Genomic DNA, 22,841 nt, shown 5'->3' with positions numbered 1-22,841 from the left:
GCGGGTAGGCGACTGACCTGAATCAACCGCCCCGCGCCCTGCGCGCACCCTGCGCCCACAGGGCCGCCGCCAGCGCCAGGCCCCCCAGCGCCCACAGCGGCCACAGGCCCCAGCGGGCCACCCACCACGCATAGGGCGTGATCGCCCAGCCGGTGTTGGCGCTGAGCCCACGGCCTTGCACTTCGCCCCGGAGCACGCCCCGGGTGTGGCGCTCCAGCTGGTGCGTGACCACGCCCCGGTGGTCGATGATGGCCGTGGCGCCGGTGTTGGTGGCGCGCACCATGGGGCGCTCGAACTCCAGCGCGCGCATGCGGCTGATGTGCAGGTGCTGGTCAATCGCCAGCGAATTGCCAAACCAGCCGATGTTGCTGAAATTGACAAACACCGTGGGCGCCTGGGCCGGGTCGATGAAACGTGCGCCCAGCTCTTCGCCAAACAAATCCTCGTAGCAGATGTTGGGCGCGATGCGCTGGCCCTTCCACACAAAAGACGCCTGGCCCACAGCGCCCCGGTTGAAGTCGCCGAGGGGGATGTCCATCATGGCCGTGAACCATTTGAAGAATGGCGGAATGAACTCGCCAAAGGGCACCAGGTGGTGCTTGTCGTAGCGGTAGGGGTCCGCCTGCCCCGCTGCAGTGGCTGGGGCCAGGCCCAGCACCGAGTTGGTGTAGCCCAGCGTTTCATCCCCCAGCGGAATCCCTACGAGTGCAGCCTGCGGGCCCTGGGCGTAGCGTTGCTGGAGGCCTTCCAGGTAGCCGGGGATGAGCTGTTGCGGCAGCAGCGGGATGGCGGTTTCGGGCGCCACCACCAGGTCGGCCTTGGCATTGCGCAAGGCTTCGGCATACCACTGGAGGGCCACGGGCACACCACTGCCCGGCTGGAATTTCTCGTCCTGCGGGATGTTGCCTTGCAGCAGTTCCAGGCTCAATGCGGGCGGCTGGGGTTGCGAGGGCGTATGGCACAGATTGACCGCGCAGAAGCGCTGCACCGTGACCCCGGCCAGCACAGCCGCCAGGGCCAGCAACAGTGCCCACAGGCGCCACCGACGCAGGTCGGCAGGGCGCAGTTGCACCACCCCCATGGCCAGCGCAGCCGCCACGGCGCCCAGGCCATAGACCCCGACATACCGCGCGAGCGGCGCCAGCGGCCCATCGACATGGGCATAGCCCCCCGCTCCCCACGGGAAACCTGTCCACCAGATGCCCCGCGCCAGCTCGGCCAGCAACCACAGCGCTCCGAAAAGCAGAGCAGCTCCGCCTTGATGGACGGGCGCAAGGCGGCAAAAAAGGCCTAAGACTGCAGCGTAGTAACTGCCCAGGAACGCGGCCAACGCCAGCACCGCCGCCACCGCCAGCGGCGCAGGCAAGCCGCCATAGGTGTGCATGGAAATGAACAGCCACCAGAAAGTGCCCGAAAGCCAGGCTGTGGCAAACACACCGCCGATCAGGGCGCCCCGCTGCCAGGGCACTGCGCCGTGCACGCCCGGTCGCACCAGGCGGGCCAGCACCGCGATAGACGCCAGCTGCAGCCACCACAGCGGCTGGCCACTGCCCGGCCAGGCCAGCGACGCGGCCTGCGCCAGCCCAGCGGCCAACGCCAGCAGTGCCTGCACAGGCCAGCGCATCGTCAAGGAAACCCGCGCCATCAACCGGCAGTGCTGCCGTCTTCGGCCTTGGACACCTTGAACCAGCGCACGGCGCCGCCCTTGGTATGCAGCACCACAAAATGCAGGCCGCCCAGCACCAACTGCTCGCCACGCTTGGGCACATGGCCCATCTCATGGGCGATCAGGCCGCCGATGGTGTCAAAACTCTCGCCGGGGTCGCTGCTCTGGATGAGCGTATCAAAGGCCTCGCAGACGCGCTCCACCGAGGTGTCGCCGCTCACGCGGTAGGTGCGATCGGCCAGGCCGAAGATGTCGCCGTCGTCCTCGGGGATATCGAATTCGTCCTCGATCTCGCCCACGATCTGCTCCAGCACGTCCTCGATGGTGACCAGCCCGGCCATGCGGCCAAACTCGTCGATCACGATGGCCAGGTGGTTGCGGTTGCCCCGGAACTCACGCAGCAGGTCGTTCAGGCCCTTGCTCTCGGGCACAAACACTGCCGGGCGCAGCAGGGCCCGGATGTTCAGCTCGGGCGCACGCTGCAGCTTGAGCAGGTCCTTGGCCATGAGGATGCCGATGATGTTGTCGCGCTCGCCCTGGTACACCGGGAACCGCGAATGTGCGGTGTTGATGACCAGGTGCAACAACTCTTCGAAGGGAGCGTCGATGTTGACCAGGTCCATGCGCGGCGCGGCCACCATCACGTCGCCCGCCGTCATGTCGGCCATGCGGATCACGCGTTCCAGCATCACGCGCGACTCGGCGCCAATGACCTGGTTGTCCTCGGCTTCGGCCAGGGTTTCGATCAACTCTTGCGTCGAATCGGGGCCAGGGTGGATGAACTCGGCCACCTTCTGCAGGAAGGTGCGTTTGTCTTCCTTTTCGGGCGGACGCCCGGGATGCGGATCAGACACTGTCGTGGAGTGCAGGACGTGCGGTGGTGAATCGAGCCCCTAGGATAGCGGATTGTGATGACGGGGCCCCGCAGCGGCCCCGCACTACGCCAAGGCACGCCCGGCGCGCGGGCGTTATTCGGCCGACTGGTGGCGCGCGTGCTGCACGCCGCTGCGCACTTCCTGCACGTTGGCCAGGAAATCCCAGAACTGCTTGGCCTGCTTCTTGAGCTGGTAGTCCACTTCGGCAAACTGCTGCTCCACGATCTCGGCCATGCGGGTGTCGAGGCTTGCGGGCGGGATCTGCAGGTAGGCCTCAGACTCGGAGCCATCGCGGCGCACCGTGGCACCGGCGTTGCGCGCAATCTTGAGCATGGCGGTGTTTTCGGACAGCGCATGGATGAACACCATGTTCACGCCCTCATTGCGCGCATGCATCACAGCGCGCTCGAACAGGCGCGCACCAAAACCACGGCCCCGCGCCTGCTTGAGCACCGACACGCCAAACTCGGCACAGGGCTTGTGTTCGGGGTTTTCCGAGAACGCCAGGTGGGCCATGGCGATGAGCTCAAGGCGGCGGTTGTAGATGCCAAAAATTTCGTCGCGCTCGAAGTTGAGCTGCTCGGCGTAGCGGCGGATCTGCTCGTCGTTGGCGGCGTAGCCAAAACGCAGATAGCGGTCAGCCGGTTCCAGCTGCAGCAGATGCTGGGCAATCCGCTCGCGGTACGAGGGCCCCAGGGCACGGATAGGAACCATCACGGGCACCTCCTGCTTGATGCGGATATCACCGGCAGACGGACCGCCCGTCACCGGGCGCAGCATGTCCCTGCTGGCGTACCAGGATGCCTTGAGCCAGTCTTTGGTTGCGATCATGCCAAGTAATGTAAGGGTTTTCCCCAATCATTTCCAGTTCATTTTGCTGCACCGCAGCAAAATAGTGACCTCACTCAAAAAACAAAGAAAATGGGCTTCTCCGCGCATCCCACCTAGAATAAATGCTCCTATTTTGAGAGCATTCATACAACACCACCCCACCGCCCCCGTCGCGCTGGCGACGGGCCCGGCTGGCGCCACAGCCCGGTCAGCACCAGCGTATAGCGAAGCGGTCCGCCCGGCAACACCTGCACCCAGGCCCCACGCACTTACACGGGCACAGCCGTCGTCGCCTTCACGCGGTCGAGCACAAAACTGGTCTTGCAGTCCTGCACGCTGGGGTGCTTGAGCAGGGTGTCCATGATGAAGCGGCTGTAGTGCGCCATGTCGGCCACCACCACGCGCAGCAGGTAGTCCATTTCGCCGGTGAGCGAGGCGCATTCCACCACCTCGGGCCAGGTCTGCACGCTGGCGCGGAACAGGTCCATGGGGTTGCGCTTGTGGCTTTCGGTGTGCTTTTCTAGGCGCACATTCAGGTACGCCGTGAGCCCGAGACCCACGGCCTCGGGCGGCACCAGGGCCACGTAGCGGTCGATCACACCGCTGTCTTCCAGCCGTTTGACGCGGCGCAGCACCGCGCTGGGCGACAGGCCCACCTGCTCGCCGATCACGTCGTAGGTCTCGCGGCCGTTTTCTTGCAGACGGCGCAGGATGGCGCGATCCAGCTTGTCCAATGCGTCAAAGGCTTTCATGGCGCAGGATTTTACGGAATCCAGGCATTTATCCGCTGCCCATATTGCAGGCACGGGTATGTCCCGATAGTGACAGAAGCCATCTCCCCAAAAAATAAACCCTGCAAAAACGAACGACCGTTCTATTTTGCAAGCATAAGAAATCACATCAACGGAGACAAACACATGACCGGATTTTTCAGCCGCTTTTTGCGGCGACTGGTGCTGGCAGCCACAGCGGGGTTGCTGTTGGCGGGCGTGGGCGCACAGGCGCAAACGGGTTACACACAAACGCGCTATCCCGTCGTGCTGGTGCACGGGCTTTTCGGCTTTGACTCGGCGCTGGGCATCGACTACTTCTACGGCATCCCCGACGCGCTGCGCCAGGGTGGTGCCAAGGTCTACGTGGCACAGGTGTCGGCCGCCAACAGCACCGAGGTGCGCGGCGAGCAATTGCTGGCGCAGGTCAAGACCATCCTCGCCATTTCCGGCGCGGCCAAGGTGAACCTGGTGGGGCATTCCCATGGCGGGCCCACCACCCGCTACGTGGCGGGCGTGGCGCCGCAGTTGGTGGCATCGGTGACATCGATTGGCGGCGTGAACCGGGGTTCGCGCGTGGCGGACATCCTGCGCGGCGTAGCGCCCGCAGGTTCGGTGTCCGAGGCTGTGGCCAGTGCCGCAGCCAAGGCGCTGGTGGGCCTGATCAACCTGACCTCTGGCGGCACCGGCCTGCCCCAAATGCCCACGGCGGCGCTGGACTCGTTGACCACGGCGGGCTCTGCCAAGTTCAACAACCGCTTCCCGCAAGGCGTGCCCACCTCCGGCTGCGGCAACGGGGCCGAACTGGTGAACGGCGTGCGTTATTACTCGTGGACGGGCACACAGCCCCTGACCAACGTGCTGGACGCCAGCGACGGCCTGCTAAGCGTGCTGAGCCTCACCTTTGGCGAGGCCAACGACGGCCTGGTGTCGGCCTGCTCATCGCGGCTGGGCAAACACCTGGGCGACTACCGCCAGAACCACCTGGACGAAGTCAACCAGCTGCTGGGCCTGCGCGACTGGTTCTCCACCGACCCGGTGACGCTGTACCGCCAGCACGCCAACCGCCTCAAGCAACAAGGTCTGTAAGCCATGGCCATCCGCACCTGGGCAAAGCCCGCAGCCGTCCTGGCCATCATCGCCTCGGCCGCCGTGGCCTGGTGGCTGACAGGCCCTGCGGGCTGGCCCGGTGTGGGCGCATGGCCTGAAGGACAGTGGGGCGCGGTCACCGCGCCCAGCCACACCCCGGACCCATATTCCGACTCCGCACGGGGCTCGGATGGTGCCCCCTCGGCACACCAGCGCAGTGGCAACACGCAGGAACCGACCGACCCCTTGCTGGTGGACGGCCTGCGCAACACGCTGGAGGCCCTGCTGCTGGAAGCGGGCGACACCAGCGATCCGGCCACCCTCAAGCAACGCCTGGCCGCACTGATAGGCCAGCACTTTCCTGCCGCCCTGGCCACACGCGCGCTGGCGCTGGCCGAGCGCTATGTGGACTACCGCGTGGCCCTGGGCCAGCTGCGTGCGCCCCAGGACCTGACCGACCCACGCGCCTTGCGCAAGGCGATGGACGCCCGCCACAAGGTGCGCGCGCAGTTCTTTGACGGTGCCGAATACGACGCACTTTTTGCCCGCGAGGCCGAGCTGGACCGCTACACGCTGGCGCGCCTGGAGGTGGCCTACAACACTCAGCTCTCGCCCGAACAGCGCAGCCAGGCGCTGCAGCAGGCAGAGCGCGAACTCTCGCCCGAACGCCGCACAGAACGCAGCGCCGCCACCGAGCACCTGGCCGCCGCCGCGCAGACCGCTGCCTTCAACAACCAGAACGCCGACGCCTACACGCGCCACACCGCCCGCAGCGCCCAGTACGGCGAGGCCGCAGCCCATGCGCTGGCCCGGCTCGACCAAGAGGAGCAGCACTGGCAGCAGCGCCTGGACCAGTACAGCCAGGCCCGCACCCAGCAGGGCGATGGGGCCGCGCTCCAGCAATTGCGCCAGCAGCTTTTTTCATCGGAAGAGCAGCAGCGTGTGGACGCCGCGCTGGCCCTGCGCAAACTCCAGACGGCGGCGCCCGGCTCCTAAGCCTGCACGCCGTACATGACGGCCCTTCCGTGCAAACAGCGCCGACTCCTTGCGCAGAAATTTGACCATTCACAATATTCCTGCAAATCAAGCAGCAAAGCCTCTTGATTTCGCCAGAAACATGAGGCAGGGCGCGCCTACAGTCCATGACATTCATCAACGAATGCCGGAGACACCCCATGAACGCCGCCCTGCCGCAAGAAACCGCCGCCCAGCTTCAAGCCTGGGACAACCCCATGGGCCTGATGGGCTTCGAATTCGTCGAATTCACCTCGCCCCAGCCGGGCGTGCTGGAGGCGGTGTTTGAAAAGCTCGGCTTTACCCTAGTGGCCAAGCACCGCTCCAAGGATGTGGTGCTGTACCGCCAGAACGGCATCAACTTCATCCTGAACCGCGAGCCCCACAGCCAGGCCGCGTACTTCGGCGCCGAGCACGGCCCCTCGGCCTGCGGTCTGGCCTTCCGTGTGAAGGACGCGCACAAGGCGTACAACCGCGCACTGGAGCTGGGCGCCCAGCCCATCGAGATCCCCACCGGCCCCATGGAACTGCGCTTGCCCGCCATCAAGGGCATTGGCGGCGCACCGCTGTATTTGATCGACCGCTTTGAAGACGGCAAGTCCATCTACGACATTGACTTCGAATTCATCGAAGGCGTGGACCGCCGCCCCGTGGGCCACGGCCTGAACCTCATCGACCACCTCACGCACAACGTGTACCGCGGCCGCATGGGTTTCTGGGCCAACTTCTACGAGAAGCTGTTCAACTTCCGCGAAATCCGCTACTTCGACATCCAGGGCGAATACACGGGCCTCACGTCCAAGGCCATGACCGCGCCCGACGGCAAGATCCGCATCCCGCTGAACGAAGAGTCCAAGCAGGGCGGCGGCCAGATCGAAGAATTTTTGATGCAGTTCAACGGCGAGGGCATCCAGCACATCGCGCTGATCTGCGACAACCTGCAGGACGTAGTGGACAAGCTCGGTATGGCGGGCGTCTCGCTGGCCACCGCCCCCAACGACGTGTACTACGAGATGCTGGACACCCGCCTGCCCGGCCACGGCCAGCCCGTGCCCGAGCTGCAGTCGCGCGGCATCTTGCTGGACGGCACCACCGCCGACGGCACGCCCCGCCTGCTGTTGCAGATCTTCTCCACGCCCATGCTGGGCCCCGTGTTCTTCGAATTCATCCAGCGCGAAGGCGACTACCGCGACGGCTTTGGGGAGGGCAACTTCAAGGCGCTGTTCGAGTCGCTGGAGCGCGACCAGATCCGGCGCGGCGTACTGAACACCTAAGACATCCGCCGCCTAGGGTTTACCCTGAACAGATGCCTATACTGCGCGCTCCCCGGAACTCAAAAGGATCCCGATGTCGCTCCGTAGCACCCTGTTCAGCATCTTTCTCGCCAGCGCGGCCACTGCCGCGCTGGCGCAGAAACCGTCTGCCCCCCTCACCATCGTGGTCCCCTACCCTGCTGGCGGCCCGCTGGACATCTCGGCCCGCATCGTGGCCGAAGGTGCTGCCGCCCAGTTGGGCGCTATCACCGTGGAGAACAAACCCGGGGCAGGTGGCAATACCGGCGCCGACCAGGTTTCCAAGGCCGGGAAGACCAGCAACCAGTTGCTGATGGGCGCGGTGGCCACGCACGCAGTGAACCCGTGGCTGTACAAGAACTTCCCCTACAACCCCATCAAGGACTTCAAGCCCATCGCGCTGGTCGCACGCACGCCCAACGTGCTGGTGGTGAACGCGGCACAGGCCACCAAGCTGGGCATCAAGACCACGCCCGACCTGGTGCAGTACCTCAAGAAGAACCCGGACCAGGCCAAGTACGGCTCGGGCGGCAACGGCAGCATCGGCCACATTGCGGCCGAGATGTTCAAGTCGCTCACCAACACCAAGATGGGCCACACGCCATTCCAGGGCTCCAAGCCCGCGCTGGCGGCGCTGGAATCGGGCCAGGTGCTGATGGTGTTTGACAACCTGGCCTCGGCGCTGCCGCAGATCCAGTCGGGCAAGCTGCTGGCGCTGGGCGTGACCACATTAAGCCGCAACGAGGCACTGCCCAACGTGCCCAGCATCAACGACAGCGTGCAGGGCTTCAACGTGTCCACCTGGTTCGGCCTGTTCGCGCCCGCCTCGCTGCCTGATGCGGACGCGCGCCGCTATGCCAACGCATTTAGCGCCGCGATGCACTCGCCCGCTGGCAAGGAGAAGTTCAAGAAGATGGGTATCACGCCCGAAGAGCTGACGCTCGACGGGTTCGCGCAGTTTGTGCGCTCGGAAAACAGCAAGTACGAATTTCTGATCCGGGCCGCAAAGATCAAGATCGATTAGCAGCCGCGTGGGCTGGTGCGCACCCCCATCGCGGTGCGCCGACCATGGCGGCAAAGGAGAAAAAATGGGACAAGCCCCTGTCGTCTATGGCCAATCCACCCGCCCACCCCGTGGCGACTATTCGCGAGCCAACGCGGACTACACCTGCCCGCAGGACTACGCGGCCTACACTGCCGCCGACCACGACACCTACCGCCGCCTGTACGAGCGCCAGCGCGCCTTGCTGCCGGGACTGGCTAGCCAGGCGTTCATCGACGCCCTGCCCTCGCTGGGCGCCAGCGACCGCATTCCGCGTTTTGAAGAGGTGAACGAGCGCCTTTACAAGGCCACAGGCTGGGAGCTGGTGGGCGTGCCGGGGCTGATCCCCGAGGTGCCCTTTTTCACCTTGCTGGCCAACCGCAAGTTCCCGGTGACGGACTGGATCCGCAAGCCCGAGGAGTTTGAGTACATCGTCGAGCCCGACATCTTTCACGACCTGTTCGGGCATGTGCCGCTGCTGTTCAACCCGGTGTTTGCCGACTATGTGCAGCGCTACGGCCAGGGCGGGCTGAAGGCGCAGGGGCTGGGGTCGTGCGAGATGCTGAGCCGCTTGTACTGGTACACGATCGAGTTCGGGCTGATCCGCGAGGCGGGGGAGCTGCGGGCGTATGGCGCGGGGATTTTGAGTTCGTCTGGCGAGCTGGCGTACTCGGTGCAGAGCCCAGAGCCGCAGCGCATTCCGCTGCAACTGGAGCGGACCATGCGCACGCGCTACAAAATCGATACGTACCAGCAGACGTATTTTGTGATCGACAGTTTTGAGCAGCTGTTTGAGATGACGGCGGCGGACTTTGCGCCGATTTATGAGCGGCTGCGGGGGTTGCCGGAGTTTGCAGCGGATGAGCGGGAGGCTGTGGCGGCTTGATTTTTAGTGAAATTGACTGCCACCGCCTGTCTATAAAGCGCTAACAGCTATTATTTTCATAGCGATTAAGCAGCCCTTCGGGCTGAGCCGATCGAAGGATTGGCGTGCTGGTTTGAAAAGCATGCCGGTGTTGAGGGCGGAGGCCGGGGTGTGCGCCCGGCGGCGCAGTAACTTTCTCTTGTCTCGCCAAGAGAAAGTCACCAAAGAGAAAGCGACCCTACTGTCTGCGACCCCTTCGCTGCGCTGCGGGGCAACCTGGGGTGCTCGGTCACGGGGTGCACCGCAGAACTCGCTGCGCGCCTGCGGCGCTCCGCTCAAACAGCTGCGGTGAGTCAGTTCACGAAGCGCGTGTGTCCTTCGGCACACGCGCCACCCCGCGCCCTGCGCGCCCCAGGCGCATCCAGAAGGGAACCCGAGGGACATCCACACGGGCCATTGCTTCGCTGCGCTGCGCTCGGCCCCGTCTCGCGGGCGCAAGCGCCACGCGCTGCGCAAACTGGGCCGAGCGCAGCGACGGCCCGTGTGGCTGTTCGGCTGTTGGATGTTTGACTCCCCACCCCTGCTGGCTGCGCCTGCGGCGGGGCGGTTGCGGGGTGGCATGGGCGTCGAAGCGCCCATGCTTCGTGCTCTGACTCGCCGTGGCTGTCCGAGCGGCGCGCGCAGCGCAAAGCGAGTTCCACGGCGCACCCCGCAACCGACACGACGCAGGTTTGCCCCGTAGCGAAGCGCAGGGGTCGCAGACTGGGGGTCGCTTTTCTTTTGGGTACTTTTCTTTGGCGAAGCAAAGAAAAGTACCTCGCCCGCCGGGGCGACAACCCGGCCCCCGCCCTCAACAAAAGCATGCGGCTACATCAGCGCACCTAACCAAGTACTACAAAATCAATAGCTACAACCGTTTTACAGACAGGCGCCAGCAGCCAAAAAATCACAGAATCACCCGCGATCTATCTCCTCCAGACAAGCCTTCATCACCCCAGGGGCAAACGCCATCTGCACATGCGCGACCCCTTCCACCAACCGGTGTTCCGCCCCCACTAATGCCGCAGTAGTCGCCGGAAACACAATGTTGTCGCAGTTCGAATACCAGCAGGTAAACAACGCAGCCCGCCCCGCAGGCTCCGCCCGCTGCAACGCCACCACCCAATCCCCCGCCAAGCTCATCTGCCGCCCATTCACCGCCCGGCTGAAACGCCCCAGCCATGTGCCCCCATGCGGCGTGCCCAGCGTCAACACACGGTGCACCCGCCCATCCGCCTGGTGCGCCCGCAGCCACGCCCGCACCGCCAACCCCCCCATGCTGTGGCACAACAACACCGGCGCCTGCCCCGTGGCAGCCGTCACTTGGTGCACAGCGTCTTCAATGATGTCCGCATACTCGTCAATCGACCCCATCACCGGCTCCAGATTGACCGCCACATAGGCATGCCCCCGCGCCTGCAAAGGCGCAAACCACGGCAGCCAGAGCCCCCGGTTGCACATGAATCCATGCACCAGCACCACGCCGCGCTTTCCCGTCGGCTGTGCAGGAAGCCAGTCGGGCACGGACTGGTGGCGAAACGGCTGGCGCCAGCAGAAGACCAGCAGTGCCACCCACACCTCGGCCCACCAGGCACCCACCACCTGCGACAGGCGGGCGCGCGGCGCGGCGTTGGTGCGGTTGGTGATGTGCATCAGCACAAACTCCACCGCCATCACCACCAGGTACAGACACAGCGGTACCAAGGCCCCCAGCACGGCGCGCCAGGGTGAATGGGGCCATTGCCACACCAGCCAGGCGGCCATGGCCAGCAGGATGCACAGGAGAAGGATTCGTTGCCAGCGCGCGATCATCATGATGGTGGTGATGGGCAAATGTTGTAATCGACCAGCCGCATTGTGCGGTCTGACCACAGCCCGACACCGCACCCCGCAGAACGCTGAAAGGACCCCGCCCCATGGATGCTGCCCAGACCATCCGCGACGCCATTGCCGATGTGACCGCCCTGCGCCTGCACCGCACGGGCGACCCGGCGTTGGGGGCGGCGGTGGGCAGCGTCAAGACCTTTCAGGCGCGGCGCTTTGGCGGCACCTATGCCGACCTGATAGCATCGCCCGCGTTCGGGCCCGCAGCGCGGTTTTTTCTGGAAGAGCTGTACAGCGACACCGACTACACCGACCGCGACCAGCAGTTTGGCCGCATCGCCGGCACGCTGCAGACCATGTTTCCCCAACCGGTCGTGAATACCGCCGTAGCCCTTGCCGTGCTGCACGCACAGACCGAGGAACTGGACCAGGACATGGGCCGCGCCTGGCTTGCGCACGAAGGTGCCGATGCGGCCAACGACGCCGCCCGCTACACCGCCGCGTGGCGCACCGTGGGCCAGCGCCACGCGCGCCAGCAGCAGCTGCAGCGCGTGCTGGCCATGGGCACCGACCTGGCGCGCCTCACCCGCACGCCCGGCCTGCGGATGATGCTGCGCATGATGCGCGGCCCGGCCAACGCTGCGGGCATGGGCGCGCTGCAGAAGTTTCTGGAGGCGGGGTTTGACACCTTCGGCCAGCTCGCGCGCCAGCGCGGCGGGGTGGAGCAGTTCCTGGCCACCATCGAACAACGGGAGCGCGCGCTGATGGATTTGCTCTTCGACGCTGATCCTGTCACCTGCGGGACCCAGCTTAACCACACACTAGGACAAGCCCGATAGCCCGCAACGCGCCTGCCTTCCACAATCTGTGCCCACCTATCAATGGCATTTGGCGAGCACAAGGAAACACGCGCATGGAAAAGATCTGGCTCAAGAGCTACCCCCCGGGCGTCCCGCATGACGTGAAGCCCGAGCAATACCGCTCTGTGGCCCACCTGCTGGAAGAGTCGTTCCGCAAACACGCATCGAGCCCGTTCTCGGTCTGCATGGACCAGTGGATGACCTATGGCGAGCTGGAACGCCGCTCGGCCGCGCTGGGCGCCTATCTGCAAAGCCTGGGGCTGGAGCCCGGTGCGCGCGTGGCCATCATGCTGCCCAACATCCCGCAGTTTGGCGTGACCATGGCCGCCGTGCTGCGCGCGGGCTACACCTGCGTGAACGTTAACCCGCTGTACACCGCCCGCGAGCTGGAGCACCAGCTCAAGGACTCGGGCGCCACGGCAATCGTGATCCTGGAGAACTTTGCCCACACGCTGGCCGAGGTCGTGGACCACACCGCCGTCAAGCATGTGGTGATGGCGTCCATGGGCGACCTGCTGGGCTTCTGGTTTGGCAAATGGATCACCTTTGCCGTGCGCCACCTGGCCAAGATGGTGCCTGCGTATGACCTGCCGCTGTCGAATGGCCGCAAGGTCGTCACCTTCAAGAAGGCGCTGTCGCTGGGCGAGCACAAGTCGCTCGCGCCCAGCCAGGCCACGCTGGATTCGATTGCTTTCCTGCAGTACACCGGCGGCACCACGGGCCTGTCGAAAGGCGCGGTGCTCACCCACCGCAACATCGTGGCCGCCACGCTGCAGGCCGAGGCATGGTTCACGCCCGCCCTGTCCAAGGTGGGCGACCTGAGCAAGGCCAACAGCATTGCCGCGCTGCCGCTGTACCACATCTTCGCGCTCACGCTGTGCCTGCTGGCCATCCGCCAGGGCTCCAGCCTCACGCTGATCCCCAACCCGCGCGACATCCCCAAGTTCGTGGCCGAGCTGAAGAAGCGTCCCTTCCACATGCTGCCTGCGGTGAACACGCTGTTCAACGCGCTGCTGCAAAACCCGCAGTTCAAGACACTCGATTTTTCGCACCTGTGCGTGTCGCAGGCCGGGGGCATGGCGGCCAGCGAGGGCACGGCCAAGCAGTGGCAGAAGGTGACCGGCAGCACCATGATCGAAGGCTGGGGCATGAGCGAGACCTGCGCCATCGGCACCAACAACCCGGTGATCAGCACCGAGTTCAGCGGCAACATCGGCCTGCCGCTGCCGGGCATCGACATTGCCATCAAGGACGACGAGGGCAACAGCCTGCCCCAGGGCGAGTCGGGCGAGATCTGCATCCGTGGCCCCAACGTGATGACGGGCTACTACAACCAGCCCGAAGAAAACGCCAAGGCCTTCACGCCCGACGGCTTCATGCGCACGGGCGACATCGGCATCATGGACCCGCAGGGCTACACCCGCATCATCGACCGCAAGAAGGACATGATCCTGGTGAGCGGCTTCAACGTGTTCCCCAACGAGCTGGAGCAGGTCATCAGCCTGTGCCCCGGCGTGGTCGAATGCGCGGCCATTGGCGTGCCCGACGAGAAACAGGGCGAGGCCATCAAGGTGTTCATCATCAAGAACGACCCGGCCCTGACCGAGGACGAAGTGGCCAACTACTGCCACCAGAACCTCACGGGCTACAAGCGACCCAAGTACATCGAGTTCCGCGACGAGCTGCCCAAGAGCAACGTGGGCAAGATCTTGCGCAGGGAATTGCGAAAGTAGAGACCATCCCCCTGAGCGGCTACGCCGCTTCCCCCTTCTCTCTGCGCGCTACGCGCTTCGGGAAGGGGGACGACACCAGCGCGGCGGGGCGGCCCTTGCGCGGTGTCCCTGGTCTGGGGCGCGCCTTCTCCAAAGGCCCAAGCGATAGCAAAGTATCTGTCTTCTCGGCACACGCCCCCCCCCGCAAGCCCGCTCCGCAACTCTGCCTCCGTCGGCCACATAGCGAATCGACACAACGGCAGGCCAGCTCTTTTTCACCGCATTGCAGCGCCTTCCTGCAGCCACCGCACAGCCGTAAAACGCCATCGTCCCCGGGTTTTTACCGATTAGCAAACGTTTGCGCAAACGTTTGCTTTCGTTATCATCCCGATCGCGACAAGGCACCGGGCCTCCGCAGCCGCTCTTCTTTTGCGGGGTCTGCCGGGGTTCTATTCACGCTGTCGGTCGCCTTTGTCCACATTCCAACCTGGAGACAACACCCATGAAGTTCACCCGCCGTTCCGTTCAGACCGCCGCCGCCCTCGCTGTTGTGGGCAGCCTGCTGGCCAGCCCTGCGTTTGCGCAAGACAAGCCCAAGATCGCGCTCATCATGAAGTCGCTGGCCAACGAGTTCTTCCGCACCATGGAAGACGGCGCCAAGGCGCACCAGAAGGCCCACGCCAAGGAATACACGCTGGTGGCCAACGGCATCAAGAACGAGACCGACACGGCAGCCCAGATCAAGATGATCGAGCAAGCCATGGCGCAGAAGGTCAGCGCCATCGTGCTGGCCCCGGCCGATTCGAAGGCGCTGGTGCCCGTGGTCAAGGCGGCCATCGACAAGGGCATCCTCGTGGTCAACATCGACAACCAGCTCGATGCCGATGCGCTGAAGGAAAAGAGCATCACCGTGCCTTTTGTGGGCCCCGACAACCGTGCAGGCGCCAAACTCGTGGGCGACCACCTGGCCAAGACGCTGAAGGCCGGTGACAAGGTCGGCATCATCGAAGGCGTGTCCACCACCTTCAATGCGCAGCAGCGCACCCTGGGCTACCAGGACGCCATGAAGGCCGCCAACATCACCGTTGTGGGCGTGCAGTCCGGCAACTGGGAGATCGAAAAGGGCAACACCGTGGCCGCCGGCATGATGCGCGAGCACCCGGACCTTGTGGCCCTGCTGGCCGGCAACGACAGCATGGCCCTGGGCGCCGTGGCCGCCGTGAAGGCTGCAGGCAAGACCGGCAAGGTGCAGGTGGTGGGCTACGACAACATCGGCGCCATCAAGCCCATGCTGGCTGACGGCCGCGTGCTGGCCACCGCCGACCAGTACGCCGCCAAGCAGGCCGTGTTCGGCATCGAACTCGCGCAGAAGGCCCTGGCCGCGAAGACGCCCCAGAACCAGCTGCCCGCCACGGTGAAGACCGATGTGGTGCTGGTGACTAAAGACAGCAAGTAAGCCCAGGAGCGGAGAACAATGCCCTTCTGGCGTTGTTCTCCGCTCCAAGATTGAAAACCGCACACACCGCCATGCCCAGCCCGTCACCTGACTCACCACGTACGCCCCTGCTCGCCATCCAGGCCGTGGGCAAGGACTACACCGCCACCGTGCTCGATGGCGTGAACGTGGAGCTGTTTGCGGGCGAGGTGCTGGCGCTGACCGGGGAGAACGGGGCGGGCAAGAGCACGCTGTCCAAGATCCTTTGCGGGCTGGAGCAGCCCACACGCGGCGGCATGCAACTGGCGGGACAGGCGTACGCGCCCTCGTCGCGCCGCGATGCCGAGCGCCACGGCGTGCGCATGGTGATGCAGGAGCTGGGCCTGGTGCCCACGCTCACCGTGGCCGAGAATTTGTTGATGGGCCGCCTGCCGCACCGGCTGGGCTGGCTGCAGCGCGATGTGCTGCATGCCGCCGCCCGTGCGCAGCTGGCCAAGATCGGGCTCGACACCATCGACCCCGCCACGCCGGTCTCGCAGCTGGGCATTGGCCAGCAGCAGATGGTGGAGATTGCGCGCAATCTGCAGGACGACACGCGCATCCTGGTGCTGGACGAGCCCACGGCCATGCTCACGCCGCGCGAGACCAATTACCTGTTCGAGCAGATCGCCCACCTCACCGCACGCGGCGTGGCCATCATCTACGTGTCGCACCGGCTGGAGGAACTGCGCCGCATTGCCGACCGCGTGGCCGTGCTGCGCGACGGCCGCCTGGTGGACGTGCGCCCCATGGCGGGCATGAGCGAGGACGACCTGGTGCAGCGCATGGTGGGCCGCGTGGTGAGCGACCTGGACCACCGCCCACGCCGCCCCGTCGGCCCGGTGGTGATGAGCGCTGACAAGCTGGGCCGGGGCACCGCCGTGCAGGACGTGAGCCTGGAGCTGCGGGCCGGTGAAATTTTTGGCATTGCCGGGCTGGTCGGATCGGGCCGCACCGAGCTGGTCCGCCTGCTGTTTGGCGCCGACCGGGCAGACCGTGGCAGCGTGACGCTGCACTCAGAATTTGAACAAAAACAGGCTCTCCCGCGCGATGGACAAGCCAAAACAGCTATACAAAACATAGCAAACACCCCCGACACAACTGCGCCCCGTACCTGGCACCGGGGCTTTGCCTCGCCGCTGCAAGCCATTGCCGCCGGAGTCGGCCTGGTCACCGAAGACCGCAAATCCCAGGGCCTGCTGCTCTCGCAGCCCATCCGCATCAACGCCACGCTGTCCGACCTGTCGGCCGTATCGCACGGCGGCTGGCTGCAGCGCGGGCTGGAAAGCCGCCTGGTGCAGGGCTTCATCCGCACCCTGCGCGTGCGCTGCCACGGCCCGGAACAGCCTGTGGGCCAGCTGTCGGGCGGCAACCAGCAAAAGGTGGTGTTCGCCCGCTGGCTGCACCGCGAAGGCCGCGTGCTGCTGCTCGACGAACCCACGCGCGGCGTGGACGTGGGCGCGCGCGCCGAGCTGTATGGCGAGCTGGACCGCATGGCGCTGGAAGGCCGCGCGCTGCTCATGGTGTCGTCGGACCTGCGCGAACTCATGGCCATGGCCGACCGCATCGGCGTGATGAGCGCGGGCCGCCTGGTGGCCGTGTTCGAGCGCGGCGAGTGGTCCGAGCAATCCCTGCTGGCGGCCGCGTTCTCCGAGCCCGGCGGGCGCACCAGCACAACCCCTTCAACTTCCTCCCCCGTTACCGCATGAACGCCCCCACCGCATCTGCCGCGCCCGCTGCGGCGCCCTCCTCCGCCTCGGTCTGGCGCAGCCAGCTGGGCACCTACCTGGGCCTGATGGCCGTGTTGGCGGGCATGGTGGCGCTGTTCTCGTCGCTGTCCGAATACTTCTGGAGCGCCGAGACCTTCATCACCATCGCCAACGAAATCCCGGCCCTGGCCGTGATGGCCGTGGGCATGACCTTTGTGCTCATCATCGCGGGCATCGATCTGTCGGTGGGCTCGGTGATGGCGCTGGCCGCCGCTACCTCGGCCGCCGCCATCCTTCAGTGGGGCTGGACGGTGCCCGCCGCCGCCGCGCTGGCCCTGGCCACGGGCCTGGTGTGCGGCACCATCACCGGCATGATTTCCGTCGCGTGGCGGCTGCCCTCGTTCATCGTGTCGCTGGGCATGCTCGAAGCCGTGCGCGGCAGCGCGTATGTGGTGACCGACTCGCGCACGCAGTACGTGGGCGATGCGATCTCCTGGCTGTCGGCCCCCTTCTTTGGCGGCATCTCGTTCGCCTTCTTGCTGGCCGTGGTGCTGGTGGTGGTGGCGCAACTAGTGCTGTCGCGCACCGTGTTTGGCCGCTGCGTGGTGGGCATTGGCACCAACGAAGAAGCCATGCGCCTGGCCGGTGTGGACCCGCGCCCCATCCGCGTGATCGTGTTTGCCATGACCGGCCTGCTGGCAGGCCTGGCGGGCCTGATGCAGTCGGCCCGGCTCGAAGCTGCCGACCCCAACGCAGGCACCGGCATGGAACTGCAGGTGATTGCGGCCGTGGTGATTGGCGGCACCAGCCTGATGGGCGGGCGCGGCTCGGTGATCAACACCGCGTTTGGCGTGCTCATCATCGCGGTGCTGGAGGCAGGCCTGGCCCAGGTGGGCGCCAGCGAGCCCAGCAAGCGCATCATCACGGGTTTTGTGATCGTGGCGGCGGTCATTGTGGACACGCTACGCCAGCGCCGCGCCAAGGTCTGAGAGACTGGCCCCGCATCCAGCCGCCCCACCACCAACGACCTCATTCTTCTTTTTGCATGGCTACTATCAAGGACGTTGCGCGCCACGCCGAGGTGTCGGTCACCACGGTGTCGCACGTGGTCAACGGCACACGCCGCGTGAGCCCCGAGGGGCGCGAGCGGGTCGAGGCCGCCATCCGCGCCCTGGGCTATGTGCCCAGCGCCATTGCGCGCAGCCTCAAGAGCAACAACACGCGCACGCTGGGCATGCTGATCCCCAACAGCTCCAACCCCTACTTTGCCGAGATCGTGCACAGCGTGGAAGACCGCTGCTTTGGCGCGGGCTACAACGTCATCCTGTGCAACACCAACGACGAGGCGCACCGCCAGGGCACCTACCTGCAGGTGCTGGCCGAGCGGCGCATCGACGGGCTCATCGTGGTCTCCACCGGGCATGACGCCACGCTGGCCACGCAGCTCGCAGGCCTGTCCATCCCCACCGTACTGGTGGACCGCGAAATCGACATCGCCGAACAACAACCCTGCGACCTGGTGGAAACCGCACACATGCAGGGCGGCCTGCTGGCCACGCGCCACCTGCTGTCGCTGGGCCACCGCCGCATTGCCTGCATTGGCGGCCCCGAAGGCATCGCCCCCAGCGAGCAGCGCATTGCCGGCTGGCGCACGGCGCTGGCCGATGCAGGCTGCGGCACCGGCGAGGGCCTTCTGTGGCACGGCAACTTCACCAGCCAGGGCGGCTACGAAGCCATGCATGCCGTGCTGCGCGCACCCGTGCCGCCCACTGCCGTCTTTGTCTGTAACGACCTCATGGCCATGGGCGCGCTGTGCGCCGCGCACGAGCGCGACCTGCGCGTGCCCGAGGCACTGTCCATCGTGGGCTTTGACGACATCGAACTCACCGCCTTCACCAGCCCGCCTCTGACAACCGTGGCGCAGCCCAAGCAGCGCATCGGCGCGCTGGCCGTGGACATGCTGCTGGAGCGCATCGACGGCAAGCGCCAGGACGCACGCAAGGTGATGCTGCAGCCCGAGCTGCGCGTGCGCGCCTCCACGGCCCATGCGCCCGGAGGTGCCGCATGAGCACAAACAACACGCCCCGCATCGCCGTCGTCGGCAGCCTGAACATGGACCTGGTGCTGCAGGTGCAACACGCACCCGGCCCCGGCGAGACTGTGCTGGCCGATGCCCTGCACCTGGTGCCCGGCGGCAAGGGCGGCAACCAGGCCGTGGCCTGCGCGCGCCAAGGCGCCCGGGTGGCCTTGTTCGGCCGCGTGGGCGATGACGGCTACGGCCACACGCTGCGCGCCGGGCTCGATGCCGACGGCATCGACCACAGCGGCGTGCAGACCGACACCGAAACCACCACCGGCGTGGCCGCCATCACCGTGGAAGCCAGCGGGCAAAACCGCATCGTGGTCGTGCCCGGCGCCAATGGCCGCTTTGTGCTGGATGCCGTCGCGCTGGGCGCCGCGCTACAAGGCGCAGGCGGCCTGGTGCTGCAGTTTGAAACCCCCTTGCCCCAGGTACTGGCCGCCGCCGAGATGGCCCATGCCGCTGGCTGCCCCGTGGTGCTTAACCCCTCGCCCATCCAGCCCCTGCCCGAGGCCCTGTGGCCGCGGGTGCACACGCTGGTGGTGAACGAGGTGGAAGCCGCTGCGCTGGCGGGCCAGAACGTTGCCACCCCCGCCGATGCCGCGCAGGCCGCACAGGCCCTGCGTGCCAAGGGCCCGGCCCAGGTGGTGGTGACCCTGGGCGCTGCAGGCGCCGTGGCCGCCGATGCTGCAGGCAACCGCTACCACCCTGGCCTGGTCGTGAAAGCCGTGGACACCACGGCCGCAGGTGACACCTTCCTGGGTGCGCTGGCCGTGGCGCTGGCACGCGGCGAGCCGCTGGACGCCGCCGTGCGCGAAGGCATCCGCGCATCGGCGCTGTGCGTCACCCAGCCCGGCGCCCAGCCCTCCATCCCCACCCGCGCCGCCGTGGCGCAAAGCCCCCAACCGCCCGCCTGGAGCCCCCTGTGAAACGCACCGCCCTGCTGCACGCCGAACTCTCCCACGCCATCGCCACCCTGGGCCATGGCGACATGCTGGTGATTGGCGACGTGGGCCTGCCCATCCCCCCCGGCCCGCGCCGCATCGACCTGGCGCTCACGCCCGGCATCCCGGCTGTGGCCGATGTGCTGCGTGTGGTGCTGACGGAAATGCAGGTCGAGCACGCCTTCATCGCCACCGAGGCCGTGGAGCGCAGCGCAGGCGCCCCGCCCGCCTGGAGTGCAGGGCTGCCCGTGCCGCCCGTGCCGATTGCGCACGAGGAATTCAAACGGCGCACGGCCCAGGCTCGCGTAATGGTGCGCACGGGGGAGTGCACGCCGTATGCCAACGTGATCCTGGTGGCTGGCGTGACGTTCTGACACGCTACGGGCCCACCATCTGTGGCGGTCCCATGTAAGCAGATGCAATAGCACAGAGTTTTCAGTCAGTCTGGCAATAATCAGACAACTGCAGCACTGCGCGCCAAGAAACCTATGCACGGCGCTGCAATCCCCCCTTCACCAAGAGGTTGCTTTTGAGAACCCTGCCAGAAGTCCCCAGCCTCGCATCACGTTCACGGGTTGCGACCGCCGCGCTGAGTCTCTCGTTAATGATCGCGTCCTGCGGTGGAGGTAGCGACAACAACGGAGGGAGCGCCCCCAAACCGCCGCCAGCCACGGCTAAGGGTGTACTCAGCATGGTCGCTGGCACCACGCTGGGTACCGGGTATCAGGATGGTACGGCTGCCGATGCGCTGTTCTCAGCACCTCCGGCACTTGCATTGACACCGACTGCCGACATCATGTTGGCAGACTCGAACAATAAGGCGGTGCGCAGACTAGCAACTTCGGGCATGGTCAGCACCCTTGCTGGCGGGCAGCCCTCGGGCCCGTTCTCCTTCAGCAGCTCCCCCAACCACGCAGACGGGCAAGGGCCTGCAGCACGCTTCGTCAACCCGTCAGCAGTGGTCGTCGATGCGGCAGGCAACACTTACGTGGCAGACAACCACCTCGTTCGCAAAATCGACAGCCAGGGGGTTGTCACCACATTGGCTGGCAAACCCGGCATATGCGGCACCGACGACGGCCCGCCGCAGGTTGCAACGCTCTGCTATGTAAATGCAATCCGGCTGGACGGTGCAGGGAACCTCTACGTTTTGAGCGGTGGTGGCGACCGCCCATTCCGTAAGATCACCCCGGCGGGCGTGGTCAGCACGCTGCCGCTGGAGCGCAGCTGGAACATTCCCTACACCTTTGTCGTGGATGCATCGGGTGCGCTGTTCATTACCGCCGGAAGCACCATCCGGAAGTACACCCCGGAGACGGGATTGGTCCAGGTCGCCGGCTCGGCAAACGCAATGGGAAACGCTGACGGCGACGCCGTCACCGCCCGGTTTGGCACATTGCTTGACTTGGCACTCGATGCATCTGGAAAACTGTATGCACTCGACCAGTACCCTCCTGCCTATGAGGCAGCCAAAGACCGCTCCATCGCCGTGCGCCGTATTGGCGATGATGGCACCGTCTCAACGGTGCTGCGCATTTCCGATGCGCAGACGGCCAGAAGCCTCGTCATCGATGCGAACGGCAGTTTCATCGTCAGTCTGGGCAACTCGCTGTCGTCGTGGATCCAGAAATTCCGCTTGGATGGAACGACTTCGGTTCTTGCGGGCAAGGCCACGCCGTACGAGCCCAAGCTGGTGCCCGTCGATGGCGCAGGGCCGCAGGCCCGTTTCATCGCCCCCCTCGCCATGGCCTTTACCAAATCCGGCGCGCTGTATGTAGGGGACGCACTCAGCACCACCACCCTGCGAAAGTTGGAATCGGATGGCCGCACCAGCACCCTGCCGCTCACCTCGGACACGGCTCCTGCTGAAGTCCAGAGCATCCCGTCCTGGCGAGCGATGACCGTCGATGGCAATGACAACCTCTACACCGCATCCTTCGCTGCTGCACCCAACCTGCCTAGCTACGTCTACAAGATCAATCCCCAGGGCACTATCAGGGTGCTGGCAGACCTTTCTCAGTGGTTCCCATACTTCGAACACGCGGGGCGTTCGTACAAGTACGGCAGCCCCGTGAACGGGCTGGTCGCCGACGCAGCGGACAACGTCTATGCAGCAGGTGTCAACGGTACTATTGTGAAAATCACCCCGCAAGGCACCGTCAGCTTGCTGGCCGGCAGTGCAGGTGCGCTCGGCCATCAGGACGGGCAGGGCAGGGCTGCACGCTTCTCTGTTCTCGGCAACATGACCATGGATGCCGATGGCAACCTGTATGTGGTCGATGGACTACATGACGCCTACACGGGGATCGGGCCCACCGTTCGCAAGATTACGCCGGCCGGCGTCGTCAGTACCGTGGCTGGGCGTCCCGATCTTCCTGCAGGCTATGTCGATGGCCCCGCCGCAAACGCACAACTGACCGTCGCGGGTTACTCAACATTGCTCATCGCAGCAACTATCCCCTGGGGAATTGATTTTGGCGATTCCCTCGCAACATGGGGAGGTACCGCGAGCTTGGCCACCGACGTCAAGGGCAATCTGTACATTACAGACCCTCGCAACAGCGTAATCCGCAAGATTGCGGCAGACGGGCAAGTCAGCACCTTGGTAGGCCAAGCCGGGCGGAAGGGCTTCCTCGCGGGAGAGGCTCCTGGAATCGTCCACACGCCAGTGGGCATCTCCGTGCGGGATTCCAAGCTGTTTTTCACCACTCGCAATGCGGTTGCGCAAGTGACGTTGCCGCAGTAGTCGCGCACC

Annotated in this window: 19 protein-coding genes; 14 read left to right on the top strand and 5 right to left on the bottom strand. The window is 65.6% G+C overall.

Going from position 1 to position 22,841, the window contains the following annotated elements:
* Window positions 1–22: 22 nt before the first annotated feature.
* The 4 genes from lnt to ACSQ3O_RS03315 all read right to left on the bottom strand — a co-directional run bounded on the left by lnt (window position 23) and on the right by ACSQ3O_RS03315 (window position 4,124).
* Window positions 23–1,624 (bottom strand): apolipoprotein N-acyltransferase, encoded by a 1,602-nt coding sequence (gene lnt / locus ACSQ3O_RS03330; protein ID WP_375708151.1) that lies wholly within the window; start codon window positions 1,622–1,624, stop codon window positions 23–25.
* A 20-nt stretch (window positions 1,625–1,644) separates the two neighbouring features.
* Complete coding sequence (locus tag ACSQ3O_RS03325; RefSeq protein WP_137747062.1) at window positions 1,645–2,520, bottom strand: HlyC/CorC family transporter; 876 nt, start codon at window positions 2,518–2,520, stop codon at window positions 1,645–1,647.
* A gap of 114 nt (window positions 2,521–2,634) precedes the next feature.
* Window positions 2,635–3,372 (bottom strand): GNAT family N-acetyltransferase, encoded by a 738-nt coding sequence (locus ACSQ3O_RS03320; RefSeq protein ID WP_298458850.1) that lies wholly within the window; start codon window positions 3,370–3,372, stop codon window positions 2,635–2,637.
* A 269-nt stretch (window positions 3,373–3,641) separates the two neighbouring features.
* Window positions 3,642–4,124: an Lrp/AsnC family transcriptional regulator gene (locus ACSQ3O_RS03315; RefSeq protein WP_109790902.1), complete on the bottom strand. Its 483-nt coding sequence runs from the start codon at window positions 4,122–4,124 to the stop codon at window positions 3,642–3,644.
* 165 nt (window positions 4,125–4,289) lie between these two features.
* On the opposite strand from ACSQ3O_RS03315, the gene ACSQ3O_RS03310 reads away from it, so the two are divergent.
* The 5 genes from ACSQ3O_RS03310 to phhA all read left to right on the top strand — a co-directional run bounded on the left by ACSQ3O_RS03310 (window position 4,290) and on the right by phhA (window position 9,465).
* Complete coding sequence (locus ACSQ3O_RS03310; protein WP_436137849.1) at window positions 4,290–5,231, top strand: esterase/lipase family protein; 942 nt, start codon at window positions 4,290–4,292, stop codon at window positions 5,229–5,231.
* Window positions 5,232–5,234: 3 nt separating this feature from the next.
* Window positions 5,235–6,227, top strand: coding sequence for a lipase secretion chaperone (locus ACSQ3O_RS03305; RefSeq protein WP_436137848.1), 993 nt, complete (start codon window positions 5,235–5,237; stop codon window positions 6,225–6,227).
* Between the two features lie 179 nt (window positions 6,228–6,406).
* A complete protein-coding gene (gene hppD, locus ACSQ3O_RS03300) occupies window positions 6,407–7,519 on the top strand; it encodes a 4-hydroxyphenylpyruvate dioxygenase (RefSeq protein WP_298458860.1) in 1,113 nt (370 codons plus the stop codon).
* A gap of 73 nt (window positions 7,520–7,592) precedes the next feature.
* Window positions 7,593–8,561 carry a Bug family tripartite tricarboxylate transporter substrate binding protein gene (locus tag ACSQ3O_RS03295; protein WP_436137847.1) on the top strand — a complete coding sequence of 323 codons (969 nt, stop codon included), beginning with the start codon at window positions 7,593–7,595 and terminating at the stop codon, window positions 8,559–8,561.
* A gap of 64 nt (window positions 8,562–8,625) precedes the next feature.
* Complete coding sequence (gene phhA, locus ACSQ3O_RS03290; protein ID WP_436137846.1) at window positions 8,626–9,465, top strand: phenylalanine 4-monooxygenase; 840 nt, start codon at window positions 8,626–8,628, stop codon at window positions 9,463–9,465.
* Window positions 9,466–10,398: 933 nt separating this feature from the next.
* On the opposite strand, the gene ACSQ3O_RS03285 is transcribed toward phhA, so the two are convergent.
* Window positions 10,399–11,295, bottom strand: coding sequence for an esterase/lipase family protein (locus ACSQ3O_RS03285; protein WP_436141065.1), 897 nt, complete (start codon window positions 11,293–11,295; stop codon window positions 10,399–10,401).
* 104 nt (window positions 11,296–11,399) lie between these two features.
* On the opposite strand from ACSQ3O_RS03285, the gene ACSQ3O_RS03280 reads away from it, so the two are divergent.
* The 9 genes from ACSQ3O_RS03280 (at window position 11,400) to ACSQ3O_RS03240 (ending at window position 22,832) form a co-directional block, all read left to right on the top strand.
* Window positions 11,400–12,146, top strand: coding sequence for an FFLEELY motif protein (locus ACSQ3O_RS03280; RefSeq protein ID WP_436137845.1), 747 nt, complete (start codon window positions 11,400–11,402; stop codon window positions 12,144–12,146).
* A gap of 74 nt (window positions 12,147–12,220) precedes the next feature.
* Window positions 12,221–13,900, top strand: a complete 1,680-nt coding sequence (locus ACSQ3O_RS03275; RefSeq protein WP_436137844.1) for an AMP-binding protein — start codon at window positions 12,221–12,223, stop codon at window positions 13,898–13,900.
* A gap of 481 nt (window positions 13,901–14,381) precedes the next feature.
* Window positions 14,382–15,335, top strand: coding sequence for a sugar ABC transporter substrate-binding protein (locus ACSQ3O_RS03270; RefSeq protein WP_436137843.1), 954 nt, complete (start codon window positions 14,382–14,384; stop codon window positions 15,333–15,335).
* Window positions 15,336–15,406: 71 nt separating this feature from the next.
* On the top strand, window positions 15,407–17,062 hold the full coding sequence (locus tag ACSQ3O_RS03265; RefSeq protein WP_436137842.1) for a sugar ABC transporter ATP-binding protein: 1,656 nt from the start codon (window positions 15,407–15,409) through the stop codon (window positions 17,060–17,062).
* On the top strand, window positions 17,059–18,051 hold the full coding sequence (locus tag ACSQ3O_RS03260; RefSeq protein ID WP_436137841.1) for an ABC transporter permease: 993 nt from the start codon (window positions 17,059–17,061) through the stop codon (window positions 18,049–18,051). Before ACSQ3O_RS03265 ends, ACSQ3O_RS03260 begins: the two co-directional genes overlap by 4 nt.
* Window positions 18,052–18,107: 56 nt before the next feature.
* On the top strand, window positions 18,108–19,130 hold the full coding sequence (locus ACSQ3O_RS03255; protein ID WP_436137840.1) for a LacI family DNA-binding transcriptional regulator: 1,023 nt from the start codon (window positions 18,108–18,110) through the stop codon (window positions 19,128–19,130).
* Entirely contained in the window at window positions 19,127–20,071 is a 945-nt protein-coding gene (gene rbsK, locus ACSQ3O_RS03250) for a ribokinase (protein WP_436137839.1), read from the top strand. The genes ACSQ3O_RS03255 and rbsK overlap by 4 nt, the downstream gene beginning before the upstream one ends.
* A complete protein-coding gene (gene rbsD / locus ACSQ3O_RS03245; RefSeq protein WP_436137838.1) occupies window positions 20,068–20,460 on the top strand; it encodes a D-ribose pyranase in 393 nt (130 codons plus the stop codon). The genes rbsK and rbsD overlap by 4 nt, the downstream gene beginning before the upstream one ends.
* Window positions 20,461–20,777: 317 nt before the next feature.
* Window positions 20,778–22,832 (top strand): hypothetical protein, encoded by a 2,055-nt coding sequence (locus ACSQ3O_RS03240; RefSeq protein WP_436137837.1) that lies wholly within the window; start codon window positions 20,778–20,780, stop codon window positions 22,830–22,832.
* Window positions 22,833–22,841: the final 9 nt, after the last annotated feature.

The organism is Acidovorax sp. LjRoot74 (assembly GCF_964254355.1).
Taxonomy (GTDB): domain Bacteria; phylum Pseudomonadota; class Gammaproteobacteria; order Burkholderiales; family Burkholderiaceae_C; genus Acidovorax.
Note: the sequence above shows the minus strand (reverse complement) of the source record. Positions and strands in the feature narration are given on the sequence as shown.